This is a genomic window from Mycobacterium sp. 360MFTsu5.1 (genome assembly GCF_000383495.1).
GTDB classification, from domain to species: domain Bacteria; phylum Actinomycetota; class Actinomycetes; order Mycobacteriales; family Mycobacteriaceae; genus Mycobacterium; species Mycobacterium mucogenicum_B.
In genome coordinates, this window is sequence record NZ_KB911463.1 from 570,672 (window position 1) to 591,982 (window position 21,311).

General features: G+C 66.8%; 23 protein-coding genes. 12 read left to right on the plus strand and 11 right to left on the minus strand.

The features are described from left to right. Positions 1-63: 63 nt before the first annotated feature. Positions 64-1,056 carry a leucine-rich repeat domain-containing protein gene (locus tag H289_RS0106310; protein WP_020099918.1) on the plus strand — a complete coding sequence of 331 codons (993 nt, stop codon included), beginning with the start codon at positions 64-66 and terminating at the stop codon, positions 1,054-1,056. Positions 1,057-1,676: 620 nt separating this feature from the next. On the opposite strand, the gene H289_RS0106320 is transcribed toward H289_RS0106310, so the two are convergent. Continuing rightward, positions 1,677-2,933, minus strand: coding sequence for an MFS transporter (locus tag H289_RS0106320; RefSeq protein ID WP_353583168.1), 1,257 nt, complete (start codon positions 2,931-2,933; stop codon positions 1,677-1,679). 15 nt (positions 2,934-2,948) lie between these two features. Further along, a complete protein-coding gene (gene mraY / locus H289_RS0106325; RefSeq protein ID WP_020099921.1) occupies positions 2,949-4,028 on the minus strand; it encodes a phospho-N-acetylmuramoyl-pentapeptide-transferase in 1,080 nt (359 codons plus the stop codon). Positions 4,029-4,177: 149 nt separating this feature from the next. On the opposite strand from mraY, the gene H289_RS0106330 reads away from it, so the two are divergent. Next, on the plus strand, positions 4,178-4,633 hold the full coding sequence (locus tag H289_RS0106330) for an SRPBCC family protein (RefSeq protein WP_020099922.1): 456 nt from the start codon (positions 4,178-4,180) through the stop codon (positions 4,631-4,633). 18 nt (positions 4,634-4,651) lie between these two features. Here the strand turns inward: H289_RS0106330 and H289_RS0106335 are convergent, their stop codons facing one another. Beyond that, positions 4,652-5,338: a dienelactone hydrolase family protein gene (locus H289_RS0106335; RefSeq protein ID WP_286133590.1), complete on the minus strand. Its 687-nt coding sequence runs from the start codon at positions 5,336-5,338 to the stop codon at positions 4,652-4,654. Between the two features lie 37 nt (positions 5,339-5,375). On the opposite strand from H289_RS0106335, the gene H289_RS32870 reads away from it, so the two are divergent. The 5 genes from H289_RS32870 (at position 5,376) to H289_RS0106355 (ending at position 8,882) form a co-directional block, all read left to right on the plus strand. After that, entirely contained in the window at positions 5,376-5,606 is a 231-nt protein-coding gene (locus H289_RS32870) for a hypothetical protein (protein WP_155944044.1), read from the plus strand. Between the two features lie 176 nt (positions 5,607-5,782). Next, positions 5,783-6,181, plus strand: a complete 399-nt coding sequence (locus H289_RS0106340) for a hypothetical protein (RefSeq protein WP_155944045.1) — start codon at positions 5,783-5,785, stop codon at positions 6,179-6,181. Positions 6,182-6,244: 63 nt separating this feature from the next. Continuing rightward, positions 6,245-7,078 (plus strand): SDR family NAD(P)-dependent oxidoreductase, encoded by an 834-nt coding sequence (locus H289_RS0106345; protein ID WP_020099925.1) that lies wholly within the window; start codon positions 6,245-6,247, stop codon positions 7,076-7,078. 29 nt (positions 7,079-7,107) lie between these two features. Continuing rightward, positions 7,108-8,163 carry a DUF6670 family protein gene (locus H289_RS0106350; RefSeq protein WP_020099926.1) on the plus strand — a complete coding sequence of 352 codons (1,056 nt, stop codon included), beginning with the start codon at positions 7,108-7,110 and terminating at the stop codon, positions 8,161-8,163. A gap of 113 nt (positions 8,164-8,276) precedes the next feature. Beyond that, positions 8,277-8,882 carry a TetR/AcrR family transcriptional regulator gene (locus H289_RS0106355; RefSeq protein WP_029104853.1) on the plus strand — a complete coding sequence of 202 codons (606 nt, stop codon included), beginning with the start codon at positions 8,277-8,279 and terminating at the stop codon, positions 8,880-8,882. Here H289_RS0106355 and H289_RS0106360 read toward each other — a convergent pair. Together H289_RS0106360 and H289_RS0106365 are read right to left on the minus strand one after the other, a co-directional pair. Beyond that, positions 8,879-9,376 (minus strand): nuclear transport factor 2 family protein, encoded by a 498-nt coding sequence (locus tag H289_RS0106360; protein WP_020099928.1) that lies wholly within the window; start codon positions 9,374-9,376, stop codon positions 8,879-8,881. The genes H289_RS0106355 and H289_RS0106360 overlap by 4 nt on opposite strands. Further along, on the minus strand, positions 9,373-10,239 hold the full coding sequence (locus H289_RS0106365) for an LLM class F420-dependent oxidoreductase (RefSeq protein ID WP_020099929.1): 867 nt from the start codon (positions 10,237-10,239) through the stop codon (positions 9,373-9,375). The genes H289_RS0106360 and H289_RS0106365 overlap by 4 nt, the downstream gene beginning before the upstream one ends. An 84-nt stretch (positions 10,240-10,323) precedes the next feature. Here H289_RS0106365 and H289_RS0106370 point away from each other — a divergent pair, with 84 nt between their 5' ends. From H289_RS0106370 to H289_RS0106380, 3 genes are read left to right on the plus strand one after another with little or no spacing between them, the layout of a single operon-like run. Continuing rightward, positions 10,324-11,148, plus strand: coding sequence for an SDR family NAD(P)-dependent oxidoreductase (locus tag H289_RS0106370; protein ID WP_020099930.1), 825 nt, complete (start codon positions 10,324-10,326; stop codon positions 11,146-11,148). Positions 11,149-11,150: 2 nt separating this feature from the next. Next, entirely contained in the window at positions 11,151-11,771 is a 621-nt protein-coding gene (locus H289_RS0106375) for a TetR/AcrR family transcriptional regulator (protein WP_020099931.1), read from the plus strand. Continuing rightward, on the plus strand, positions 11,768-12,286 hold the full coding sequence (locus H289_RS0106380; protein WP_020099932.1) for a nuclear transport factor 2 family protein: 519 nt from the start codon (positions 11,768-11,770) through the stop codon (positions 12,284-12,286). Before H289_RS0106375 ends, H289_RS0106380 begins: the two co-directional genes overlap by 4 nt. Before the next feature lie 5 nt (positions 12,287-12,291). On the opposite strand, the gene H289_RS0106385 is transcribed toward H289_RS0106380, so the two are convergent. The 3 genes from H289_RS0106385 to H289_RS0106395 are packed head-to-tail and all read right to left on the minus strand — an operon-like array spanning position 12,292 to position 14,542. Continuing rightward, positions 12,292-12,606, minus strand: a complete 315-nt coding sequence (locus H289_RS0106385) for a hypothetical protein (protein ID WP_020099933.1) — start codon at positions 12,604-12,606, stop codon at positions 12,292-12,294. Between the two features lie 37 nt (positions 12,607-12,643). Next, positions 12,644-14,002 carry a neutral zinc metallopeptidase gene (locus H289_RS0106390; protein WP_020099934.1) on the minus strand — a complete coding sequence of 453 codons (1,359 nt, stop codon included), beginning with the start codon at positions 14,000-14,002 and terminating at the stop codon, positions 12,644-12,646. Between the two features lie 3 nt (positions 14,003-14,005). Beyond that, positions 14,006-14,542 carry an anti-apoptotic protein gene (locus H289_RS0106395; protein WP_020099935.1) on the minus strand — a complete coding sequence of 179 codons (537 nt, stop codon included), beginning with the start codon at positions 14,540-14,542 and terminating at the stop codon, positions 14,006-14,008. A 235-nt stretch (positions 14,543-14,777) separates the two neighbouring features. On the opposite strand from H289_RS0106395, the gene H289_RS0106400 reads away from it, so the two are divergent. Continuing rightward, positions 14,778-15,509 carry an LpqN/LpqT family lipoprotein gene (locus H289_RS0106400; RefSeq protein WP_020099936.1) on the plus strand — a complete coding sequence of 244 codons (732 nt, stop codon included), beginning with the start codon at positions 14,778-14,780 and terminating at the stop codon, positions 15,507-15,509. A 4-nt stretch (positions 15,510-15,513) separates the two neighbouring features. Further along, entirely contained in the window at positions 15,514-15,915 is a 402-nt protein-coding gene (locus tag H289_RS0106405; RefSeq protein WP_020099937.1) for a hypothetical protein, read from the plus strand. Between the two features lies 1 nt (position 15,916). On the opposite strand, the gene H289_RS0106410 is transcribed toward H289_RS0106405, so the two are convergent. From H289_RS0106410 to H289_RS0106420, 3 genes are all read right to left on the minus strand, one after another. Beyond that, entirely contained in the window at positions 15,917-19,003 is a 3,087-nt protein-coding gene (locus tag H289_RS0106410) for an ATP-binding protein (RefSeq protein WP_020099938.1), read from the minus strand. Between the two features lie 103 nt (positions 19,004-19,106). Continuing rightward, positions 19,107-19,700 (minus strand): DUF3592 domain-containing protein, encoded by a 594-nt coding sequence (locus tag H289_RS0106415; protein WP_020099939.1) that lies wholly within the window; start codon positions 19,698-19,700, stop codon positions 19,107-19,109. Positions 19,701-19,857: 157 nt separating this feature from the next. After that, the gene (locus H289_RS0106420) at positions 19,858-21,258 is read right to left on the minus strand and encodes a S1C family serine protease (protein WP_020099940.1); all 1,401 of its coding nucleotides are present in this window, start codon (positions 21,256-21,258) and stop codon (positions 19,858-19,860) included. Positions 21,259-21,311: the final 53 nt, after the last annotated feature.

Consider the following 21,311-nt stretch of genomic DNA (forward strand, 5'->3'; position numbering starts at 1 on the left):
AGGCGATGCCATGGTCCCAGGGAAGTGGGCACAGGTTCGACAGGGCGCAGAAGCGGAGGGCACATGGGTGACGAGTCTGTCGGTTCCGCACGGCCGCAGAAGATTTCGCTGACTCTACGCGCACCCGTGACCGCGGCTGACCTGCCTGGCGGGGCGCCCGACTTCCGTCGGATTCTGCTCTACGACTTCGACGACGCTATGGACGACGTGAGCTGGACGGTACTGGCTGAGTACATGGGCCGGCACCGGCAGTTGTCTCTGAACGTCGTGTCCGAGCATTTGCGGGATGTGGATTTCCTCGAACGCTTCGGGTGGCTGAAACGCCTTAGCATCGAAGCAATCCACCTTCAGTCAGTGGACGGGCTGGTTCACCTTGCCCACCTTGAGGACCTGGACCTAGAGAAGACCAAGCGACGGGTGTCTCTGCAGGTGCTCACCGAGCTGCCATCGCTGCGTGGGTTGGGGCTGGCTGATCACTCCCGCGAACTCGACGTCCTCGCCGAACTACCTGCCCTGCGGGCTATCACCTTGACGGGAGCCAAACGAGACAATCTGAACTTCCTCGGCGCCGCGCCGCAGCTCGGAATCCTGTACCTATCGCAAGGACGCATCGATGACATCTCGGCCCTGCCGACATTCCCGCGACTGCAGATGTTGACGCTGTATCGCACCAAAGTGAGCAGCCTGGTCCCGCTCGCGGACTGCACCCGATTGGTATACCTGGACCTGCAAGGACTGCCCGTGGCTGACATGCCCGACCTGTCCGGCCTGACTCATCTCAAAATGCTTCAGGTTGACCTCAAGGTGCTCGATGATCTGCGTCCGCTCGCACAAGCGCCCGCGCTCGGATATGTGTCGGTGGGAAGTGACACCCTGCAACCCGAGGCGTTCACCGCGTTCGCAGGCCATCCGTCCCTTGAGTACATCGACGCCAATCTAGGAGCGGACAAACGAAGCTACCGAGTCAACCAAATGCTCGATCTGCCCCGTGATATTCGTACCGTTTACCGAAACGATTATCGCCTCAAGTTGATGGACCGCTTGGTTGCGGGATGACGAAACATTCGGTGGATCAATCAGATTGGCAGGTGTTTGGGCTGTTCGAAGATCTTGCGGCCTGAACTTCGACCACTCTGAGCGGACGCAGTCGCGCAGCGAGGTCGGTGAAGCTGTGTGAAATGACTTCCACGAACGGTCGGTCGAGATTGCGACGGTAGAACCGAATGCCGCCCAACAGGTTTCCGGCGCGGGGGTCGACAATGCGGTGGGCGTAATCGGCGGACACCACGCCGGGGAGATCGATGTGGGTCCGAAAATTGCCGGACGTAGTCGGTGCTGCCGACCTTGGCCTCTTGTTCGTCGAGTCATCCGCTCAGTAGGCGGTTTCCCTTGTCGCCGAACAGATCCGTCGCGGCATCGCATTGATCTTCGAGCGACGACTGCATTTCCACGATGGCTGATCGTCGCATCGCGCGGTCCTCGCTGCTCGACCTCAGTGGCGAAGCTGGGCCGTGGCGTCCAGTGGGGTCCGTGGTGCAGCGAGTCGATCTCCACGGTGGGCAGGTGCAGCGCAGTGCTGATCGTCTCGCGCAGTGTGCTTTTGCCCGCACCGGAGGCCCCCGTGACCAGGATGCGAGCAGTGGCGTGCGGGAGGGGGTCGTAAGGGCCGAGGACGGTCATCGTTCCTCGGCGCGCTGGTCGGGTGATTGTCGTAGCGGCGACAGCGCGACGGCGAGGGCGGCTGTCGCGAAACCGATCGTCGCCATGACAAGGGTGTGTCGCTCACCGATCAGTCCAACGCCGAGCCCGGCGATGAGCGCTCCCAAGGCGGCCATCGACTGGTTGACCGACCTTCTGGTGGCGTTGATCCGACCCAATAGTTCGTCGGGTGTGAGTGCCTGCCAATAGCCCATCTCGTTGGGGTTTTCGATGCCGGCAGCAAGACCTAGGAGGCCCAACGCGATGAACAAGAGCACCTCACCCCTGCCGGTAGCGGGAGCAAGAGTGATGAGCAGCCATGCCATGGGATAGGCGACGCGAGCGGAGATGATCACCCGCCCGGATCCGAACCGAGCACCGAACGCTGGCGCCAAGGATGCGCCGATCAGGCTGGTGATACCGAAAACTGCCAGCAGCGTCCCGAACACGTAGGCCGTCAATCCCAGCGTGCGCAATGCAAGAAGCGAAAGCACCGTCACCGCAGCACCATTGGCGAAGAACCAGATGTGCGTCGACACCGCCAAGGGGCCCAGGGTGCGGTGGCGGTACGTCCACCGGAGACCGTCATTGATCTCTTGGCGAAGGTCGCGCGTGCGGGAGCCGGCTCGGGGTTCGCGGACGCGAATGCTTGCATTGAGGGCGGCATCGACGAGATAACTGACTGCGTCGATGACGATGGCCACCGGGGCACCACACATTCCGACGAGGCCGCCGCCGATCGCCGGGCCGAGCGTCTGAGCGGCCGAATCGGACTGGTCCAGGCGCGCGTTCGCCGCGACCAATTGTGTCCGGGGTACCAGGCGCGGCAGCAGGGATTGAGTGGCAGCGAATCCGAATACCGAGAATGCGCCAAACGCGAGCAGCGCGATTGCCAGCAGCCATATCTGCAAGTGACCAATCAGCCACAGGACGGGAACCGCACCCAGAGACAGTGCCCGCCCAACGCTGGACCACACCAAGGTTGGCTTTCGTCGCCACCGATCGGTGTAAGCGCCGGCAACAAAACCGAACACGGCGTAGGGCACGAACTGAGCCGCGTTCACGACGCCGACCTCAAACGGAGTCGCACCAAGGAGCTGGACCACTAGTACAGGCATCGCAACGCCTGTGACCGCCGAGCCGAACGAACTGATCGTGGCCGCTGTCCAGTATCGAATGAACGCAGAACGAGGGGCTGAAGCCAGAGCATCCGTCACCGGCTCACCCCCCGCCACGCTCTCGGTTCAGCTTCAGACACCGACGGCCGACAGCCAATCGCTGTAGAAGAGCGCGATTCCGAGGCCGCAGGTGATGGCGGCGATGAGCCAGAATCGGATGGTCAAAGTGGTTTCGGGCCAGCCGATCAGCTCGAAGTGGTGATGGATCGGAGAGTTCCGGAAAACCCGTCGGCCGGTGGTCCGGAACGAAATGACTTGAATGACCACCGAAGTCACCTCGACTACGAACAGGGCGCCCAGGATGATGGCCAGGATTTCGGTGCGGCTGGTCACTGACAGCCCGGCGATGATGCCGCCCAGCGCCAGCGAACCCGTGTCACCCATGATGATCTTGGCGGGCGCGGCATTCCACCACAGGAATCCGATGCAGGCGCCGGCAGTCGCCGCCGCGACGAGAGCCAGATCCAGTGGATCCCGGACGTGATAGCAACCGGGTCCCGGCGTGAGGGCACACGCATTTCGGAGCTGCCAGAGAGTGATGAGTACGTAGGCGGCGGCCACCATGGTCATGGCACCGGCGGCCAGTCCGTCCAGGCCGTCGGTGAGGTTGACGGCATTCGACCACGCCGAGACGACGACGATGCAGAACAGCACGAAAACCACGGGCGGCATTGTGAATGCGGCGATTTCGCGCACGTAGGACAAGTTGGCACTGCCGGGAGTGAGGCCGTCGGAGTTGCGGAACTGGAGTGCAAGCACGCCGAACAGGACTGCCGCGACGAGCTGGCCCACGCTCTTGGCCCGCTTGTTCAAGCCGAGGTTGCGTGCGCGCCGCAACTTGACGTAGTCGTCGGTGAATCCGACCGCACCCAGCGCGGTGGCGAGCCCGAGGACCAGCAGCCCTGACGCGGTCGGCCCTTCACCGCCGACTACGAGCCCAGCAAGGGTGGTGGTGAGGTAGCCGGCCCAAATCGCGGTGAGGATCGCCAGGCCGCCCATGGTCGGCGTGCCCCGTTTTCTCTGGTGGGTTTCCGGGGCTTCGTCGCGGATCGGCTGGCCCAGCCCAAGTTGGGTGAACATCAGGATCAACACGGGAGTCAGCAGAATGGCGACCGTCAGGGCCACACCCGCGGCGATGAGTATCCGCGTCATAGGTCCGCGAGGGCCTCTCGCGCACAGTGCGATCGACAGCAGTTACACCGCATTGAACCTCTCGCCCCCACCAGGCCAGTATGGCCCGAGCTCGCTGCGATTCGTCGACAGCTGATGGTCTGGGCGGCACCGGTGGATAGGCTCGCGCCATGAAAGGTTCGGTGACCGTCCACATGAACGCCCCGGCAGATCAGGTCTGGAACCTGATTGCCGACATTCGCAACACCCCGAAGTACTCGCCGGAAGTGTTCGAGTCCGAATGGCTGGACGGTGCAACCGGACCCGCGTTGGGAGCCTTGTTCCGCGGCCACGTCAAGCGCAACGAGATCGGGCCGATCTATTGGACGACGTGCCGTGTCACGGCCTGCGAGCCCGGTCGCGAGTTCGGCTTCGCGGTTCTCGCCGGCGACAAGGCGGTAAACAATTGGCACTACGCTCTGGCGCCCGCCGGTGACGGCACGGATGTCACCGAGTCGTTCTGGATGACGCCTGGCCTGCTCGACACCGTGTTCGGCATCTTCGGTGGCCAGCTGCGCACCCGGCGCAACATCCGGGACATGAGGACCACGCTGAACCGGATCAAGGCCGAGGTCGAGTCCGTCTGATTCCCTTACCGTCACTGTCTATTTCACGAATTCCAGCAGTCGGCTGAGCATCAACGCCGCGGCGTCCCTGTCGTACTCATTGGGCAGCGAGGCGTCGCTGAACAGGTGGCCCCGCGCGTCGGGGTAGACGAAATGCTCGAACTGGGCGCCGCCGGCACGCACTGATGCACCGAGTGCCGCGATCTCGTCGGGTTCGCGAAACGGATCGTGTTCAGCTTCGTGCACCTGGACCGGGACGTCGGCCGGCCAGGAGCTCACGCCGAACCAATGGGGCGATACCGCGCCGTGCAGTCCGAGCAGGCCGCGGGCGCCCGGACGAGTGGCAGCGAGATAGACGGCGGACGCCGCGCCCATCGACAACCCCGCGTACACGACTTCGGTGGGCAGGTCGGCGACCGCGGCGGCAGCCTTCTCGATGAGGGCTTCGTCGCCGCCGAGCGACTGGACATGAGCGAAAGCGGGCTCGTATTCGTCGAACGACGTGCCGTCGAACAGGTCGATGACATGCACGCCGTGACCGGCCGCCGCAAACCTGGCGGCGATGTCGCGGACACCCGCGCGCACACCCAGCACCGAATGGAACAGCACGATCTCAGTCATGGGCGCCCCCTCTGGGCCAGGGTATGCCCAATCTGGGCTGTGGCACCGCGGCAAGTGAACACCGCGCTCCGTCCCCGGTAGGACAGCAAGAGCCGTCCCCAGCACGATGCCCAGGGCCGGGCCTCGTTCCTATCGTTCAACCATGACTGGACACTCCTGGCTGCCGAGCCTGGCAGTGGGCGCCCTTGCCCCACGAACGCAATTGCGGCACAAAGTGATTGGGACACCACTGTGGACGGAGGTCGTCGTCGCGATGCGCTCGTTCTCGCGCCGATCCGCCGACCCGCCGCAACCCAAGCACCCCACACATCGGGGGCGACCGGACTTCCTTTTCGAGGAGGCGGCAACGGCGCGCGAGATGTATCGGCTGTAGGCCGTGCCTCTGTGCCGGTGATGCAGATGAATGAGCCGCTATTCATGCACGGCGGTCACATTCGCGGGCGAAATCTTTGATTTGTGCAAGGAACCCGGCGGATCGAGCCGGTACCCCTTCCTCGACCACGATGTCCCCGCCCACACTCGGTGCACGAGCTGGGGAAGGGGATCGGTATGAGGACACAGATCGTGCACGAAATCCCGGCGCCCCTATCGGTCGCGCCCGAGATCGGTGTCGATTGGCGGACCGTCGTAGAGGCGACGGCGGCATCGTGGCGCCGCCCGACGGTGTTGCGCTGGACCACTGAGGTCGACGACAACGGGACGCACCACCGCAGCGAGCGCTATGACATCTCACAGCAGAGCTTGCCGGACTTACCGAAGTACGTGCTGACCGGCTACGGGTTGGACTTCATGAGCGGCAGCGTGGACTTTCTGAAGTCGGTGGCCGACGGGCACTACGACCGGATGACGCGCCGTCAGCGGTGGAGCGGGCTGGACCCGCACGCTGCGCGGGGCGACCACTGCGAGCCGCCGCTGTGGATGGGCGGGTACGCCATCGCCTCGACCTAGCCACAAGTGACCACATGGTAATATCGGCATCGTCCCGGTGAGAGCACCGTGTGGGAGGAAGCCATGTCTATTCGCAAGGCCGTGACCGACCTGGTCCAGCGCCGCACCCTGTTGCCCGAGCGACTCGACGCCGCACTGGCCGGCCCGGGCCGTGATGTCAGCGACCTGACCATCGTCGTGACGGGCGCCTCGGCCGGTATCGGCCGGCAGGCGGTCATTCAGCTGCGCGCCCGCGGGGCCACCGTCATCGCCGTCGCCCGCCGGGAGGACGAGCTGCGGACGCTCGCTGCCGAGACCGGATGCTCTTGGCACACATGCGATCTGGCGAACCAGGACGCCACCGCCCGGCTGCTGGTGGACCTCGCCGACGAACGCGTGGATGTCTTGGTGAACAACGCCGGCCACTCCATCCGTCGCAGCATCGCCGACGCCACTGACCGCCTGCACGACTACCAGCGCACGATGTCCCTCAACTACCTGGCCGCCGTGCAGCTGAGCCTCGGATTGCTGCCGGGCATGATCGAGCGCGGTCGCGGCCAGGTCGTCAACGTCTGCACCTGGGGCCTGCACGCCAACACGTTTCCGCGCTTCTCGGCGTACGCCGCCTCCAAGAGTGCGCTGGCGATCTTCGGTCGCAGCCTCAACGCCGAGCGGCCCCACCCCGGCATCAGCGCCACCAACGTCTACTTCCCGCTGGTCCGCACCGAAATGATTGCGCCCACAGCCGAATACGAGGATGCTCCGGCACTGTCGGCGGAAGAGGCGGGGCGCTGGATCGTGCGGGCCGTCACCCATCAGCCGGTGGAGGTCAGCCCGGCGGTGCTGCGCGCGGTCCTGCCGACGATCGACCTCATCTCCCCCGCCGCCGCGGACCGGGCTCTCGCGGCCCTCACCTAGTCGCCGATCGCACGTCAGACAAGGACGCCATGAAGACGCACCCCATCTCTCGTACGCTGTCGCGTGTCGTCATCGACGGCGTGCTGCCGCTGGTCGACAGTCGCCTGCCCGCGTCGCGCAAGCCGTTCGACGCCCCGGAGATTCTCAAGCCCCACGATGCCTCACGGGCCTGGGGCGTCACGCATTTCGGCGTATTCGTGCCGGACCTACCAGAGCCCTACCGCTACCTCAACACCATGACGCTGCTGGGTGCGTCGGGCGCCGAGCTGTTCGACCTCGACCACCTGGCAGCCCCCGACGCGCGCGACACCACCACGGTCTTCTCGTCGACCGCGCATGCCGACCAACGTTTCTATCGGGCGTACGACATGCACACCGACTGCTGGTTCACCGCCGACGCCCGCCGGCTGCGCTGGGCCGAGGACCTGGCCATCAACGTGGCTTTGCCGAAGGTCGTCGTCCGCGGTCGCTATCCGCAGTTCGATGTCGACCTCAAACTTGATGTCACAGATCAGGTTTCGTACTTCGTCAAGTCGCCGATCTACGACCACCTGAGCCTGCTCGCGCCCTACACCGGCACTGTCGACGGGGTGGCGGTCAGTGGGCTGGGCACTTTCGAGTACGCGAGAATCCGTACGCACCAAGCGCTTACACGACGGCCGATACCGGCTCGGCTCAAGCTGCCGCTGGACTTCTTCACGTACCAGATCATCAACCTCGACGAGCGCACGCAGGTGTTGCTGACCGACGTCCGCGCGCGTGGCCGGACCGCGTGCAAGTTGGCTCACGTGCGGGTTCTCGGCGGCGAGACCGAGGTGTACGCCGACGTCCACTTCGCGGTCACCGAATACGGCGAGCCGCTGGTCGATGATCGTGGCAACACCATGCGGAGGCCCCGCAAGTTCAAGTGGTCGGTCCGCGATGGCGACCGTGAAATCCTGGCGCTGATCGGGACGGTCGACTCACCGTGGCGCCTCGGCCACGGACCGGGATACGTCGCCGCATACTCCTATACCGGTACCTGGGGTACCGGATCGGTCTCGGGCAGCGCGTATCTCGAGTGGATCGACGTTCAGCCGGACTGAATCGGTCCGTTCGTCCCGGGCAACGGTCAACTCCGGGACAGAGGTGCCTGCCACCTGATTAGGCTGTCCCGATGACCACGCGTCCTGTCACCGGCAGAACCGGCACCAAGGGTGTGCCGCGCGGTGAGCGCGAGCAACTGATCGTCGAGGCCGCGATCGCCGAATTCAGCCGGGCTACGTACGCGGGTGCGTCGCTGGCCGCCATCGCCGCGCAGGCCGACGTCTCCAAGACCCTTATCATCAGTTACTTCGGGTCCAAAGAAGCGGTGTACGCCGCGTGCGTCACCAAGATCGGCACCCAGATCGAGCAGGCCGTCGCCGACGCGCTCAATTCTCCCGATCACCTGGCCGGGGCCGGCGCGGCCGCCGGCGAGCCGGTGCTGGCCGCCATCTTCACGACGTTCGAGGGGCATCCGGGCGACTGGCATGTGCTGTTCGACCGGTCGGTCCCCAATGGCCCGGCGCGGGATGCGGCGCGTGAGCAGCGGACGATCCTGCGCCAGCAGGCGTTCGCGGGGGTGTCGCGGTCGCTCGGCGGTGTCGGCCTGACCGATCCCGTCGACCTGGTGGCCGCCACCGGCGTCTGGGAACACATGGTGTCGGCGCTGATGCTGTTCTGGCGCAATCATCCCGAGGAGTCCGCCGCCGCGATGGTCGCCCGGGCCCACCGCGTCCTGGCGGCCATGGCCGGGCACACGCTGAACAACGTGCGGGGCTAGGTCGGGAGCCGCCCGGCGACACCGTCCGACAACAACCTGCGGGGCCGCTCGGTCCCGTCGAGGAGCCGGGTGACGCGTTTGACGATCTGCCAGCCGTGCGGCGCCTCGGCGGCGCGGCGGAGGTGGAAGTGGCTGACGCCGGCCCGGACGGCCTCGTAAGTCGTTGCGCGCCTGAGCAACAGCGTCGACTCGCACACCGCGACCGCTTCATCATCCTCGACGGTGACGACGGCGGGGCTCAGGAAGTGGACGCATCCGGTGGTGATGAAGCCCTGATGACCGGGTGAGCGGACCATCGCCGCGACGTCGTCGGGCCCTGTCATGAGCCAGTTCTCGACGTCGTACACCCCGGCGGGTGCCCACATGGCGGCGACGGCCTCGGCCTCGCCGGCGTCGACGAGCGGGCCGTAGGAAGCGATCATCCGCTCGATGGCGCGTTCGTCTTCGATGCGGGACAACCGCGCTTCGAGGTCGGCCAGCCGTTGCTCGGTCATCGCGACTCCGTGGTCAACAGGTTCGTCAGGTCCGCCAGGGCGCCGAGTTGCTCGCAGCAGTGCGCCGCGGATCGGGAGGCGATCACGCAGGTCGCCGCCGTCGCTCCGGCATCCTCGAGTGCGCCGAGCTCATCGAGCGTCTGTTGCGGCGCACCCATCGGATCCAGCGGCCTCGTGGCGAGCGCGATGTCGAAGAGCTCGGGAAGTTCCACGGCGGCAAGCATTGTCGCGATCTCGGCGGCCGACAGGCCGAACGGCATCCAGCCGTCCCCGAGTTCGACGGCCCGGCGCAGCGACCGGCGGGTTCGGCCACCGACCCAGATCGGCACCCGGTGTTGCAGCGCGCAGGGATCCATGACTACCGAGTCGTACCTGTAGTAATCACCTTGGTGCACAGGGTGATTGGTGGAGAGCGCCCCTCGCAGCGCCGCCATCGCCTCGTCGGCGCGGGCGCCCCGGTCGTCCCAGGCCGACCCCAACAGGTCGAACTCCTCGCGCAGCGACCCGACACCGACACCGAGGATCAACCGGCCACCGCTGACCTGGTCGAGGGTGCCGTAGCGCTTGGCGATCTCGAGCGGGTGGTGGTAACCCAGCACCAGCACCGAGGTCGCCAACCGGATCCGCGACGTGCGGCCGGCGATGAAAGCCAAGGTGGCCAGCGGATCCCAGTACGTCGCCCCCCGAGTTGCCGCGACATCGTTCGGCACGACGATGTGTTCGGAACACGTGAGGTAGTCGATGCCGAGCAGGTCGGCGACGGCGGCGATCTCACCGATCTCGGCGGCCCCGGCGGTCGCCTCCCACGCCGAGGCGGTGGCGGGAACTTGGATGACCACCGGCGTCTGCAGACCTATCCGCATGCGTGCGCCCTTCCGAACTGGCGTCTGGATCGGCTACCCTCGGACGCAGAAAACTAAAATGAATTTTAGATATGGAGCGAGAACTTGTCTAGCGAGGACCCACCACAGCTGCAGCAGTACGGGCCGTGGGCTGTCATCGCCGGTGGCTCGGAAGGCGTTGGCGCCGAGTTCGCGGCGCTGCTCGCCCAGGCCGGCGTCAACCTGGTGCTGATCGCGCGCAAGCCGGGCCCGTTGCAGGTCACCGCCGCGAGGTGTCGGGAGTCGGGTGTCGAGGTACGTGAACTGACCGTCGACCTGACCACCGACGACGGCGTCGACCAGATCATCAGCGCCACAGGCGATCTGGAAGTGGGTCTCCTCATCTACAACGCCGGCGCCAACACCCACAGCGCGGAATTCCTCGACGGTGACCTGACGGAATTCCAGCGCGTCATCGACCTGAACGTCACCACTCCCCTGCGATTGGTACACCATTTCGGCGCGCCGATGCGCGAGCGCCGCCGCGGCGGGTTGATGTTGGTCGGGTCGCTCTCCGGCCACCTCGGCTCAGCGCGGCACACCGTGTACGGCGGCGTAAAGGCGTTCAGCCGGATCTACGCCGAGGGGCTCTGGCTGGAGCTGCGCGAGCACAACGTGCACGTCCTCGAACTCGTGCTCGGCCTCACCAGGACACCGGCGATGGAGCGCGTCGGCCTCAACTTCGACATCCCCGGGATGCCCGCGTCCGACCCGGCCGACGTCGCCCGCGAAGGCCTGGCGAATCTCGCGAACGGACCGGTGCACATCATCTCGACGCACGCCGTCAATCCGGCGGTGCACGCCACCGCCGATCGCGACAAGGTGCTGCTGGCGTCACACGCGATGATTCAGAAGATGCTGCAGGGCACTCCTTCTGGGCCACCGGACTAGCCATGCCCCGGGCACCACTCGACCGGGAACCGGCGACGCCGAAGACCCCCGCGCAGATCGACCGCTGCGAACGCATCCTCGCCACCGCCGCGCGCCTCGGCGCGCGCCACGGCCTCGAGGAAGTCCGCATGCAGGACGTGGCGGACCAATCCGCGGTCTCGATCACGACCGTCTACCGCTACTACCCCACCAAGCATCATCTGTTCGCCGCGTTGCTGTTTCACTACACCCAGGGGGCGGCGCCGCCGGGCCCCACCACGGGCGATCCCGTCGCGGACGTCACCGAACTCATGGTCGGCATCATCCGGGCCATGCTCAGCCGTCCGCAGTTGGCCCGCGCCATGATCACGTCGGTCAACGCCAGGCGCGCCGAGTCGACGGCCGGCGGCGACTACAACCTGCGGCGGAACATCCTCGGCGTCGCGGGCATCGCGGCGCCCACCCCCGATCAGACGCAGATCGCGCTTCTGCTCGAGCAGTGCGCGTACGGCATCCTGTCGTGGGCCATCACCGGGGAGACGACACCCGAGCAGGCCGAGCGTGACATGCGCCGGGCCTGCGAACTGCTCTTGGCGCCCTGGCGCGGACGGACCCGAACCCGACGAAACGAAGGCAACCGATGACGACACCCGTCACCCTGAGCACCGGAGACCAGGCGCACGCCATCGAGGCCATCAAGCGCACCTTCGCCCGCCGGCTGCGGTGCATGGACACCAAGCAGTGGGAGATCTATCCGACGCTGCACACCGATGACGTCGTGTCCGAGACCTGGGATGGGTTGCCCGACAACAACAATTGGACATCCACGCCCGGCAGCAAGAACCGCGTCGTCGGCAAGGAGGCGCTCACGCGCGCCATTCGATCACTGCTCGACGGCGGCACCACCGTCACCACCGTCCACCACGGACACACCCCCGAGATCGAGCTGACCAGCAACACCACGGCCACCGGCATCTGGGCCATGGAGGACCAACTGTGGTGGACCAACGGCGACGCCGAAGAACACCTGCACGGCTACGGCCACTATCACGAGCAGTACCGGCTGGAAGACGGCCAGTGGCTCATCAGCTACCGCAAACTGACGCGGCTGCGGGTCGACACCACACCGCACTTCTTCGCCTTCCTCACGCGGCGGTAGCGTGCTCACTTCAGCTGACTGGCGGCGTACTCCTCGGGCCGGTTCTTCTTCATCCACGCGCGTAGGGGCCAGAACAGGATCCACAGCAGCCCGTACCCGGTGAAGTAGATGGCCGCACACAACGGCGCGGCGATCAGCCAGCCCGGGTAGATCAGCAGCAGGCAGAACTGCAGAAACTGTTTGACGCCAACGGGATAGCCGTCGGCCATCGCGAAGAATGCCTTCGGGTGCATCGACGCCAGCAGGCCGCGTCCGGGCGAGGTCTTCTGTTCCGTCGGTGTCTCGTCCGCGGTGACGGCGGTGGGTTCGGGGTGGGTCATCGAGCGGGCTCCTCCTCATGCGGCTGCGCGGCGGTGATCAACGGGCGAGGCACGACTTCGCGCCCTCGTACACGCCCTTGCGGTAGGCATCGATCCGGTCGCTGCCCTGACCCTGGCGTTCGACGTCGCCCTCACCCCGGAACAGCAGGAGCGCGGACACCGCTTTGTCGAGGTCGCCCGGCGACAGGCTGTATCGGCTGTCGGCGCGTTCGTGCAGCAGCAGACTCGCGGCCCAGGCGCCGGCCAGGCAGTCGGCCTGCAGCGACGTCTGTTTGTCGCTGCTGTCCTGTCCGAGGCGGGTCAGCAGCGCCAACCCGTACTGCGTCGCGATCAGCGTCGCGACCGCGAAATCACCAGCCTCGTCATAGATTTGGGGCATGGCCTCGACGTTGTCGAATCCGACGTAGTCCTCTGGCACGCAGTAGAACAGCACGTAGCCCTTGGTCGACTCGTTGCCGCAGTCCGGTTGGTTCCGCGGGTCGAGCTTCTGCGCGGGCTTCATCGGCGTCCACGGCTTGCCGGTGCCTTGCTGGTAGAGCCGCGCCATGTAGTCCTCGACATCCTCGGGGACACCGTCGACGATCGACTCGTATGGGGCGTTGCCGCCGGCCGCGGCGTCCTGCGCGTTGTTGAACGGCAGCTCGACCACGACCGGGTTACCGCGCCTGTAGTCGGCGCAGGCCTGCGGGCCCTCGTCGTATCCGTTGCGGAACGAGTTCACCCGGTCGAAACCGCTGCCGTGCGCGCTCAATTCGTGCTGGCCGGTGCCCGGCTCGTCGCGCAGGAACAGCACACCGGCGAGTGCGCGGTCCAGATCGTTGGCGCTGGGCTTGAACGTCTCGGCGCTGTGTTTGGCCCACGCCCCGGCGAAGCAGTCGGCCTGGATCTCCTTGGTGACGGTCTCGCCCTGGAAGTTCGCGCGGGCCTGGATCGCATGCCCCCACTCGTGGGCCATCACTATGGGAATGACGAAGTCGCCGAACCGTTTTCGCAGACTCGGTAGGAGCTCCTCGACGTCCCACGCGACGTTGTCGGCCTTGGCGCAGTAGAACGCGTTGCCGGCGATGTCCGAGGCCGCCTGCGCGCACGGCGGCAGCGGGCCCTGCGTGGGATCCACGGCGTAGAACCCACCTTTGACCGGTGTGTAGTCCTTCTTGTAGAGCTTGGGAAACTCGGTCTGCCAATAGCTTTCGATGTCGCCGATCGCCTTGATGACGATCTTGTTCACCGGGTCCGCGGCGTCGCCGTGAATCTCGATCGGCGGAGCCGACGACGTCGACGATGACGACGGGGGTTCCCCCTGAGGTTTCAAGTGCTTCTCGCCGCAGCCGGCGACTGTCAGGGTGCAGACCGCCAGGAGCGCAGATGCCCGCCACAGGGCCCGGTGAATTCCCATCGCTTACGACGTGGGCTTGTCGTCGACCTTGAACCCGTAGTTCACGTCGGAGCCGTCGACCTTGTTGACGGTGACCGTGACGCCGTAGGTCTGGCCGCTGTCCTTGAGCTCGCACCGCAGCGTGGCGCCCGGGGTGCCCTTCAAGTTCTCCGGGCAGGTCAGCGATTCGGGCTTCGCACCGAACTGCTGACCCAGCTCCTCGCTGATCTGGTTGGCGACCTGCGCCTTGTCGATGGTCTGGACCATGTCGAACTTGACGTTCTGACCCTCGATGCTGGTGACGGTGACGTTCACCGTGCTGGTCTTGTCGCCGACCTTCATGGTGCAGTTGATCTCGGCGCCCTTCTGGCCCGCGAGGTTCTCCGGGCAGGTCACCGAATCGGCCTTCTTGCCGTCGGCGCCGGTCATCTTTTCGACGATCTGGCTCTCGACGTCTTTCTTGCTCACCGACGGCGTCCCGCTGGAACAGGCAGCGGCGCCGAACACGGCAACCGTGATCGCGGACGCCAGAACGAGCCTCTGACACGTCGTGTTGGTCATGTCGCCAACCCCTTCCGAGTTCGGGCGCCAGCCACCGGCGCCGCACTGATCAAGCGGACGGCAAAAGTTAGCGCCGCGATGTTGGAATCCGATTGGAACTCCCCGCAGGTCGGGTTGGTGACCGTCGGCGTTCCAACCGCCTGCGCCGCCGGGTTCAACGGAATTCCAATCGGCCGTCCATATCGTGGCGCCGAGGACGTGACCGGCGTCCGTCGTCAACCCCTGAGGAGTCACGATGCAGATGTCGCATCGCCCTGTCATCGCCGTCGCTGCCGCGGTCTGCCTGAGCATCACGCTGGGCGCGTGCGGAGGTGGCGACAAGGACAAGAGCTCGACCAGCTCCAGTTCCAGCTCGTCGAGTTCGAGCAGCAGCTCGAGTACGACATCGTCCGCGAAGGCAGCGCCAAAACTGAAGCCGCGCAAGGCCGAGGAATCCGGCACGAACCCCACGATCGCCGACTACATCAAGGAAGAGAAGATTCAGGAGACGTCGATCCATCCCGGGGACCCGGGTGCTCCCGCCGTGGACATCGACCGCCCGACCGGCTGGGACAGCGCCGGCGAGGACACTCCTGACTACGCGTACGGCGCACTCGTCTACACCGGACCCGGCGCCCAGAGCACCGACTACACCGCGAACATCATCGCGCTGGTGTCGCGCCTCGACGGTCCGGTGGATCCCGACAAGCTGCTCAAGCTTGCCGGCGGCGAGGTGAAGAACCTGCCCGGATTCGAGTCCGTCGGTGAGGAACCGGGTACGTCGGCCGGCTTCCCGGCCTTCCGCATCGCCGGCACGTACAACCTCAAGGGCGGCGGCAAGGCCGCGTTCGGGCAGGAGACCGTGGTCTTCAAGGGACCCGACGGCCTGTACGTGCTGCAGATCAACGCGACCAGCGACGAGAGCCAGGGCCACGAGCTGTTCGAGGCGCTGGACGCGGTGGATAAATCCTTGAAGATCACCTTCTGACGAAATGGCGACGGCGCCACCCCGAAGTAAGGCGTATCTGCTCAAGAGCCGAACCAACACCTGGTGGGTGAACGTCGAACTGGAGCTGACGGACACCCAGGTGCGGTGCCTTGCGTCCGAGTATTCGAAGTGGGTCGATGACCAGTTGGGGCTGCCCGACTACAAGGCGAAGCTGTCCGCGGGTGAGGAGGTGGTGATCTTCGACTTCCCGCGCGACGCGGTGACGGTCACTTGGCTACGGCAGTTGTACCGGGGCGGCTGTGAGGTCAGTCGCGGGAACTCCCGCAAATGGGTTGTGTCCCTGGTGTATCCGTCCGGGTTCGGCAGTGTGCTGGACCTCATGACGGACCGGGCGATCTGGCGCCAGTGGCGCGAGGAACTGCCCGACCGGAGTGTGAAGGCCTGAGTCAGACGGGCTCGACCGACTGGGCGGCCAGCCTTTCGGCGATGCCACGGGCGAAGGCCTGCTCGCCCGTGGCATCGGCCAGGCGGCTGGCCCGGTGCACCAGGGCGCGGGCACTGTCGGGCCGGCCCTGGTGCAGCTCGATATCGGAGAGCAGGCACAGGAACATGGTGTTCATGACGGTCGTCCCGTCACAGGTGTACTCGTCGAACGCCCGGAAGGCGACGGCCGCGTCCCCCTCGCCGGAGCCGATGACCTGCGCCCAGACCCGGACGATACGTGCGCAGGCCGCCCATTGCGGGCTGCCCGCCGCGGTGAACTCGACGTCGACCTGGTCTGCCAGTTCGACGATGCCGTCGGTGACACCGAGGACCGCGGCACACTCGACGTAGGTCAGCCGCGCGGCCAGGATGTTGAACACGTCGCCACGGCTCTGCGCGAGATGCAGTGCGCGGCGGTGGTATTCGCGCATGGCCTCCAGGTCCCCGCGGACCGCCTCGGCGATGGCCATCCAGCAGTAGACGCGGGGATGGAAGAAGTGCAGCGGATCGGTGACGGTCTCGGGCGGCGGGAAAGTGTCCATCATGTGCAGGCCGGTGCCGATCAGCATGTCGGTATTGCCGCGCAGGGTGTACAGCAGGATGTGCACGAAGTCGTTGACGAGGCCGATCACCGGATCACCGGACTTGTCGTACTGGTCCTCCAGGCCGATGGCGATGATCTCGACCTCGTCGATGCGGCCGTGTGCGCACAACAGCATGGACTGCAGCGCGATGGCGCCATAGAAGGCGCGGCCCTTGACCTCCTGGCCGATCTCGAAGGCCCGCTGGACGGCCGCGGCGGCCGACTCGCTGGCTTGCCCTTCAAGGATGTTCTTCGCGCCGGCCAGGTGCAGCCACAGGGTGGCCTGCCGGTCCAGGTGTTCGGGTTTGGCCGGCAGCCGGTCGCCGATCTGCAGGGCGTGCTCGGCCAGCCCGGCGACGTCGTGGTACGCCGACCGGTTCAGGGCCCGCTGGATGGCGACCTCGAGAATGCCAAGGGCCACATCGGGATTCAGTTCCACCCCGGCCCGCCATGCATGGTCGGCAGTCGCGATGACGTGTTCGTACGCGGCGGTCGCGAGCGTCGCCGTCCGCGTGGTGGCGATGGCGGCGTGCACGGTGGTGCGGTCGGTGGTGGCGAGCTGGGCGATGAGTGCGTCGCGCACCAGGCCGTGGCTGAACCGGTAGGCGCCGGGACGTGCGGGCAGCTCGTCGAGCAGGCCGGTCTGATACGCCGGCCGCAGCCGGCTCTGCACCGTCGAGACCGACAGGTCGACGATGTCCGCCAGGTCGGCGACGTTGAATTCGGGCCCGACGACGGCGGCCGCGCACAGCACCCGACGGCAGGGCCGGTCCAGGACGCCGAGCCGGCGGCCGACGACGCCGACCACGGCATCCGACAGCGCGGGATGGCTGCGCTGCGGGGCGCCGTCGGTGTCCAGTGCCCGCGCGAGTTCCTTGATGTAGAAGGGATTTCCGCCGGCCTGCTCCCAGACCTGTGTCGAAATGGCCGGCGGGATCGTGCCACCGACCACCGCGTCGACGAGGTCTGCCGCGGCCGCACGGTCGATGCCGTCCAGATGCAGTGTGACGGTGTCGTTCGAGCGGACGATGCGTTCGAACGACGACCGGTTCATCGGCCTGTCGGCCCCGAAGAAGGTCCAGTTGCCGATGACCTGGATGGGGATGCGCGGGAATTCTTCGGCCAGCAGGACGAGCGCGTTGATCGAGGCGGGGTCCGCGCGCTGCAGATCGTCGATGACGAGCACCATCGGGGCCACGGTCGACAGCTCGCGCAGCGCCGCCACGATGCGCTCGACCAAGGCGAATCCCGTTGGCGCGAACCGGCTGCCGGCGTTGAGGTCGTCGTCGCCGTGCCATTCGGGCACCAGGGCGTTGACCACGCCGGGCGTCTCCCGCAGCACGGCCTTGCGGCCGGCGATGCCGAGCTCGCCGCCCAGTTGGCGCAGCAGCTGGATCCACGTCCACAGCTGCGGCAGCTTCACCCCGCTCGGGTGGCCGGCCCAGGCCACGGCGATGCCCGCCGCCCGCGCGCGGTCGACGGCGGCCTGCGCCAGGGTGGTCTTGCCGATGCCGCTGTCGCCGGTTACGAGCGTCAGCCCGCCGGCGCCGCCGTCGGCTCGGCGCACCGCCGCGGTGACAGCACCCAGCTCGGTGTCGCGGCCGACGAACGGTGGTGGTGCCGCTGGGTCCGGATCGGGGTTCAGCACGTGCGGTGCGGGTGCGACGCGCAGTTCCGCGGCGCCGTCGCGAATCTTCTCGAAGAGCGTCTGCAGGCCTTCGCCGGGCCGGGTGCCGACCTCGCGGTCGAGTGTCGTGCAGGCCCGCTCGAACGCCTGAATGGCATCGGCGGTGCGGTTGGACCGGTGCAGCGCCAGCATCAGATGGCCCCACAACCGTTCCTGCAGTGGATGTTCCGCCAGGGCCGCCTCGACTTCCGGTACCAGTTCGCCGCCGCCGCCGAGTTGCAGTGCGGCGTCGAAACGGGCCTCGATGGCGGTGGTCCGCAGGGCGGCGAAGCGGATGGCCTCGGGTGCGGCGAATTCGTGATAGGCGAACTCTCCGAACGGATCTCCGTGCCAGAGCGCCAGCGCCTCGGTCAGCATCTCGACGGCCGCACCGGCCGAGTGGCGGATCAGTGCTGTCCGGCCTTTCGAGACAAGGCTTTCGAAGGTGACGAGATCGATGGTGTCGCCGGCGAGCAGGTTCAGCTGGTAGCCGTGGGGGTGGGACGCGAGCCGTTGGTTCTGCGTGTCGCCCCGGCGGGTATCGGGCGCCTGGTCATGCCCGGCGTCGGCGCCAGGGTCGAGGACCCGACGGAGGTTGGCCACGTACGAGCGCACCGACGCGAGCGCTTTCGGCGGTGGCTCGTCGCCCCAGACTGCGTCGATCAGGCGGTCGATGCTGACCACCGTGCCGTGATTGGCCAGCAATACCGCCAGTACGCACCGCTGTTTCGGTCCGCCGAGCGCCGCCGGCGTGCCGTCGACCCGGGCGGTTACTGCACCCGAGAGGTAGTACTGGGCCATATCCCCCGATTCACAGCAAATTCGGAACTGGGGAGACGATACATCCGCGCGTGACCTGCGGCAGCCCAGATGAACCTGGCAATCTGCTGGCGGGCGGGTCGCTTCAGAGGAGTTCGGGCCCGCGCCGGCGGCCGGCCCGGCTCACGATCCCGAATCCGGTACCCACCAGCAGGAATGGGACGGCGATGATGCCGAGCAGAGTCGGCAGGAACCACACCTGCCAGTAGGTGTTGATGGTGGCGTCGTGGGGGTCGCCGGGGTTGTACCGGACGTCGACGTGTTCGCCGAGCCTGGCCGGTGGCGGATTGCTGCTGATCGAGCTGAGAAAGCGGACGTGGGTCCCTGCGGATGTGGCGAATTCGACGCGCGCCCGGTAGCGCGGGCTGCTGCCACCGCCGCTGGGGACCAGCTCGACGACGGTCCCGTCGGCGTGCCGGTCAGACGAATTCGATTGGGCGACAAACGCTGCGCAGACCCCGGCCGCGACGGCCAACGACAGCCCGACAGCGAGGAACGCCTTCGCCAGGACCGGTGCGGCGGACTTCTTGGGCACGTCGGTGCCGAGTTCGGTCGCGATGGTCGGCGCCGGGTCGGCGGACGCGGTCCGGGCGCGGCGTTTGCGTAGCAGCGCAACGAGAATGGCGATATCCACGATCACGATGACGGCGATCAGCACCACGATGTACTCGATGCGCATGGCCCCTCCGGAGATGTCGACACACAGAGGGTAAGGCGGCGCGATTGGAATCCGGTTGGCGTCGGGGTGCCCGAATACGCCTGTGAGGGTTGTGTCCGCGTATCTCGGGTTCCGCGTACACAACCCTCACAGGGATGCGGGGACAGGCTGTGTCGGCCTAGGCTTCCGTCTGTCCCAAGGTCACCTGCACGGAGCGCTCCGCTCCGGAGGGGTCGGCGTAGGTCACGGTGACGTTGTCACCGGGCGCCTTGGACCGGATCGCCGCGACGAGCGCTTCCGGACTGTCGATCGGCTGGTTGTCGACCTTGGTGATCACGGCGCCCTTGTCCAGGCCGGCCGCGGCGGCGGGACCGTCGGCGACGACGCCGGCCACGGCCGCGCCCTGGGCGCTGTTGTTGGCGGCCAGCTTGACGCCCAGCGAGGCGTGCTGCACGGTGCCGGTGGAGATCAGTTGGTCGGCAATGCGTTTGGCCTGATCGACCGGGATGGCGAAGCCGAGGCCGATCGAACCCGGCTGGGAGCCGCCGGAATCCGGGCCACCGCCGAGCGAGGCGATCGCCGAGTTCACGCCGATCAGATTGCCGTTCATGTCGACCAGCGCGCCACCGGAGTTGCCGGGGTTGATCGCGGCGTCGGTCTGGATGGCGCTCATCACCGACTGCTGGCCGGTCTGCTCGTCACCGGTGCTCACCGGACGGTTCAGCGAGCTGATGATGCCGGTGGTCACGGTGCCCTGCAGGCCGAGCGGTGAGCCGATGGCCACCACGTTCTGTCCGACGCGCAGGTCCTTCGAGGATCCGATGCTGATCGGGGTCAGGTCGGACACCCCCTGGGCCTTGACCACCGCGATGTCGTCGGCCGGATCGGCCCCCACCACGGTGAAGGGCACGGTGCGGCCGTCGGACAGGGTGACGGTCGCCTTGGTCTGACCGGCGCCGGTCATGCCGCGGGGCAGCCGGCCGCTCGGATTGAGTCCGCTGGGCAGCGAATCCTGTTCCGCGGCAGCCTGATTGGCTTCCGCGATGACGTGGTTGTTGGTCAGGATCAGGCCGTCTGCCGTGAGGACGATGCCCGACCCCTCGCCGCCCTGCTGGCCGGTCTGGACCTGCAGCTTGACGACGCTGGGCAGCACCTTGGCCGACACCGCCTCGACGGAACCGGTCGGGGCGGCCGGCGCGGGTGCGGGCACGGAAGCCGTTGGCAGCGCGCGGTTCTGAATGCCGGTGGCGAGCGGAACCTGCGCCGTCGGCGCCATGCTGCCGTAGTGATCGACGGCGGCCATGGTGCCGGCCGCACCGGCCGCGATGGCCACCGCGGCGATGCCGAAGGCCAGCAGCCCGGACCGTGAGCGCTTAGCTGGCGCCGGCGGCACAGGCGGGGCCGGGTACTGCTGCGGCGCCGCGTACGGAGTCCGCAGCGGCTGGGTGTACTCGTCCGAGACGTGGGGACGCTGGTAGCGGTCATTGCTCCACTGGACCAGTTTCTCCTGTTCAGCGGCGTACTGCCGCGACCAGAGGTGCTGGTTGTCCGGGGTCGGCTGGTCTGACGGGTGTCTCATTGGCGTTGACTACTTTCTCGAAACGTCGGTAAGACAGGCGTGCTCGCGCTTGA

Excerpts from the sequence above, each read along its gene's own strand:
- H289_RS32870 (WP_155944044.1), top strand. The coding sequence starts at position 5,376 with ATGACTGGACACTCCTGGCTGCCGAGCCTGGCAGTGGGCGCCCTTGCC.
- H289_RS0106340 (WP_155944045.1), top strand. The coding sequence starts at position 5,783 with ATGAGGACACAGATCGTGCACGAAATCCCGGCGCCCCTATCGGTCGCG.
- H289_RS0106390 (WP_020099934.1), bottom strand. The coding sequence starts at position 14,002 with ATGGGAATTCACCGGGCCCTGTGGCGGGCATCTGCGCTCCTGGCGGTC.
- H289_RS0106420 (WP_020099940.1), bottom strand. The coding sequence starts at position 21,258 with ATGAGACACCCGTCAGACCAGCCGACCCCGGACAACCAGCACCTCTGG.
- H289_RS0106310 (WP_020099918.1), top strand. The coding sequence starts at position 64 with ATGGGTGACGAGTCTGTCGGTTCCGCACGGCCGCAGAAGATTTCGCTG.
- H289_RS0106375 (WP_020099931.1), top strand. The coding sequence starts at position 11,151 with ATGCCCCGGGCACCACTCGACCGGGAACCGGCGACGCCGAAGACCCCC.
- H289_RS0106330 (WP_020099922.1), top strand. The coding sequence starts at position 4,178 with ATGAAAGGTTCGGTGACCGTCCACATGAACGCCCCGGCAGATCAGGTC.
- H289_RS0106350 (WP_020099926.1), top strand. The coding sequence starts at position 7,108 with ATGAAGACGCACCCCATCTCTCGTACGCTGTCGCGTGTCGTCATCGAC.
- H289_RS0106395 (WP_020099935.1), bottom strand. The coding sequence starts at position 14,542 with ATGACCAACACGACGTGTCAGAGGCTCGTTCTGGCGTCCGCGATCACG.
- H289_RS0106405 (WP_020099937.1), top strand. The coding sequence starts at position 15,514 with ATGGCGACGGCGCCACCCCGAAGTAAGGCGTATCTGCTCAAGAGCCGA.
- H289_RS0106385 (WP_020099933.1), bottom strand. The coding sequence starts at position 12,606 with ATGACCCACCCCGAACCCACCGCCGTCACCGCGGACGAGACACCGACG.
- H289_RS0106365 (WP_020099929.1), bottom strand. The coding sequence starts at position 10,239 with ATGCGGATAGGTCTGCAGACGCCGGTGGTCATCCAAGTTCCCGCCACC.
- H289_RS0106400 (WP_020099936.1), top strand. The coding sequence starts at position 14,778 with ATGCAGATGTCGCATCGCCCTGTCATCGCCGTCGCTGCCGCGGTCTGC.
- mraY (WP_020099921.1), bottom strand. The coding sequence starts at position 4,028 with ATGACGCGGATACTCATCGCCGCGGGTGTGGCCCTGACGGTCGCCATT.
- H289_RS0106345 (WP_020099925.1), top strand. The coding sequence starts at position 6,245 with ATGTCTATTCGCAAGGCCGTGACCGACCTGGTCCAGCGCCGCACCCTG.
- H289_RS0106380 (WP_020099932.1), top strand. The coding sequence starts at position 11,768 with ATGACGACACCCGTCACCCTGAGCACCGGAGACCAGGCGCACGCCATC.
- H289_RS0106415 (WP_020099939.1), bottom strand. The coding sequence starts at position 19,700 with ATGCGCATCGAGTACATCGTGGTGCTGATCGCCGTCATCGTGATCGTG.
- H289_RS0106410 (WP_020099938.1), bottom strand. The coding sequence starts at position 19,003 with ATGGCCCAGTACTACCTCTCGGGTGCAGTAACCGCCCGGGTCGACGGC.
- H289_RS0106360 (WP_020099928.1), bottom strand. The coding sequence starts at position 9,376 with ATGACCGAGCAACGGCTGGCCGACCTCGAAGCGCGGTTGTCCCGCATC.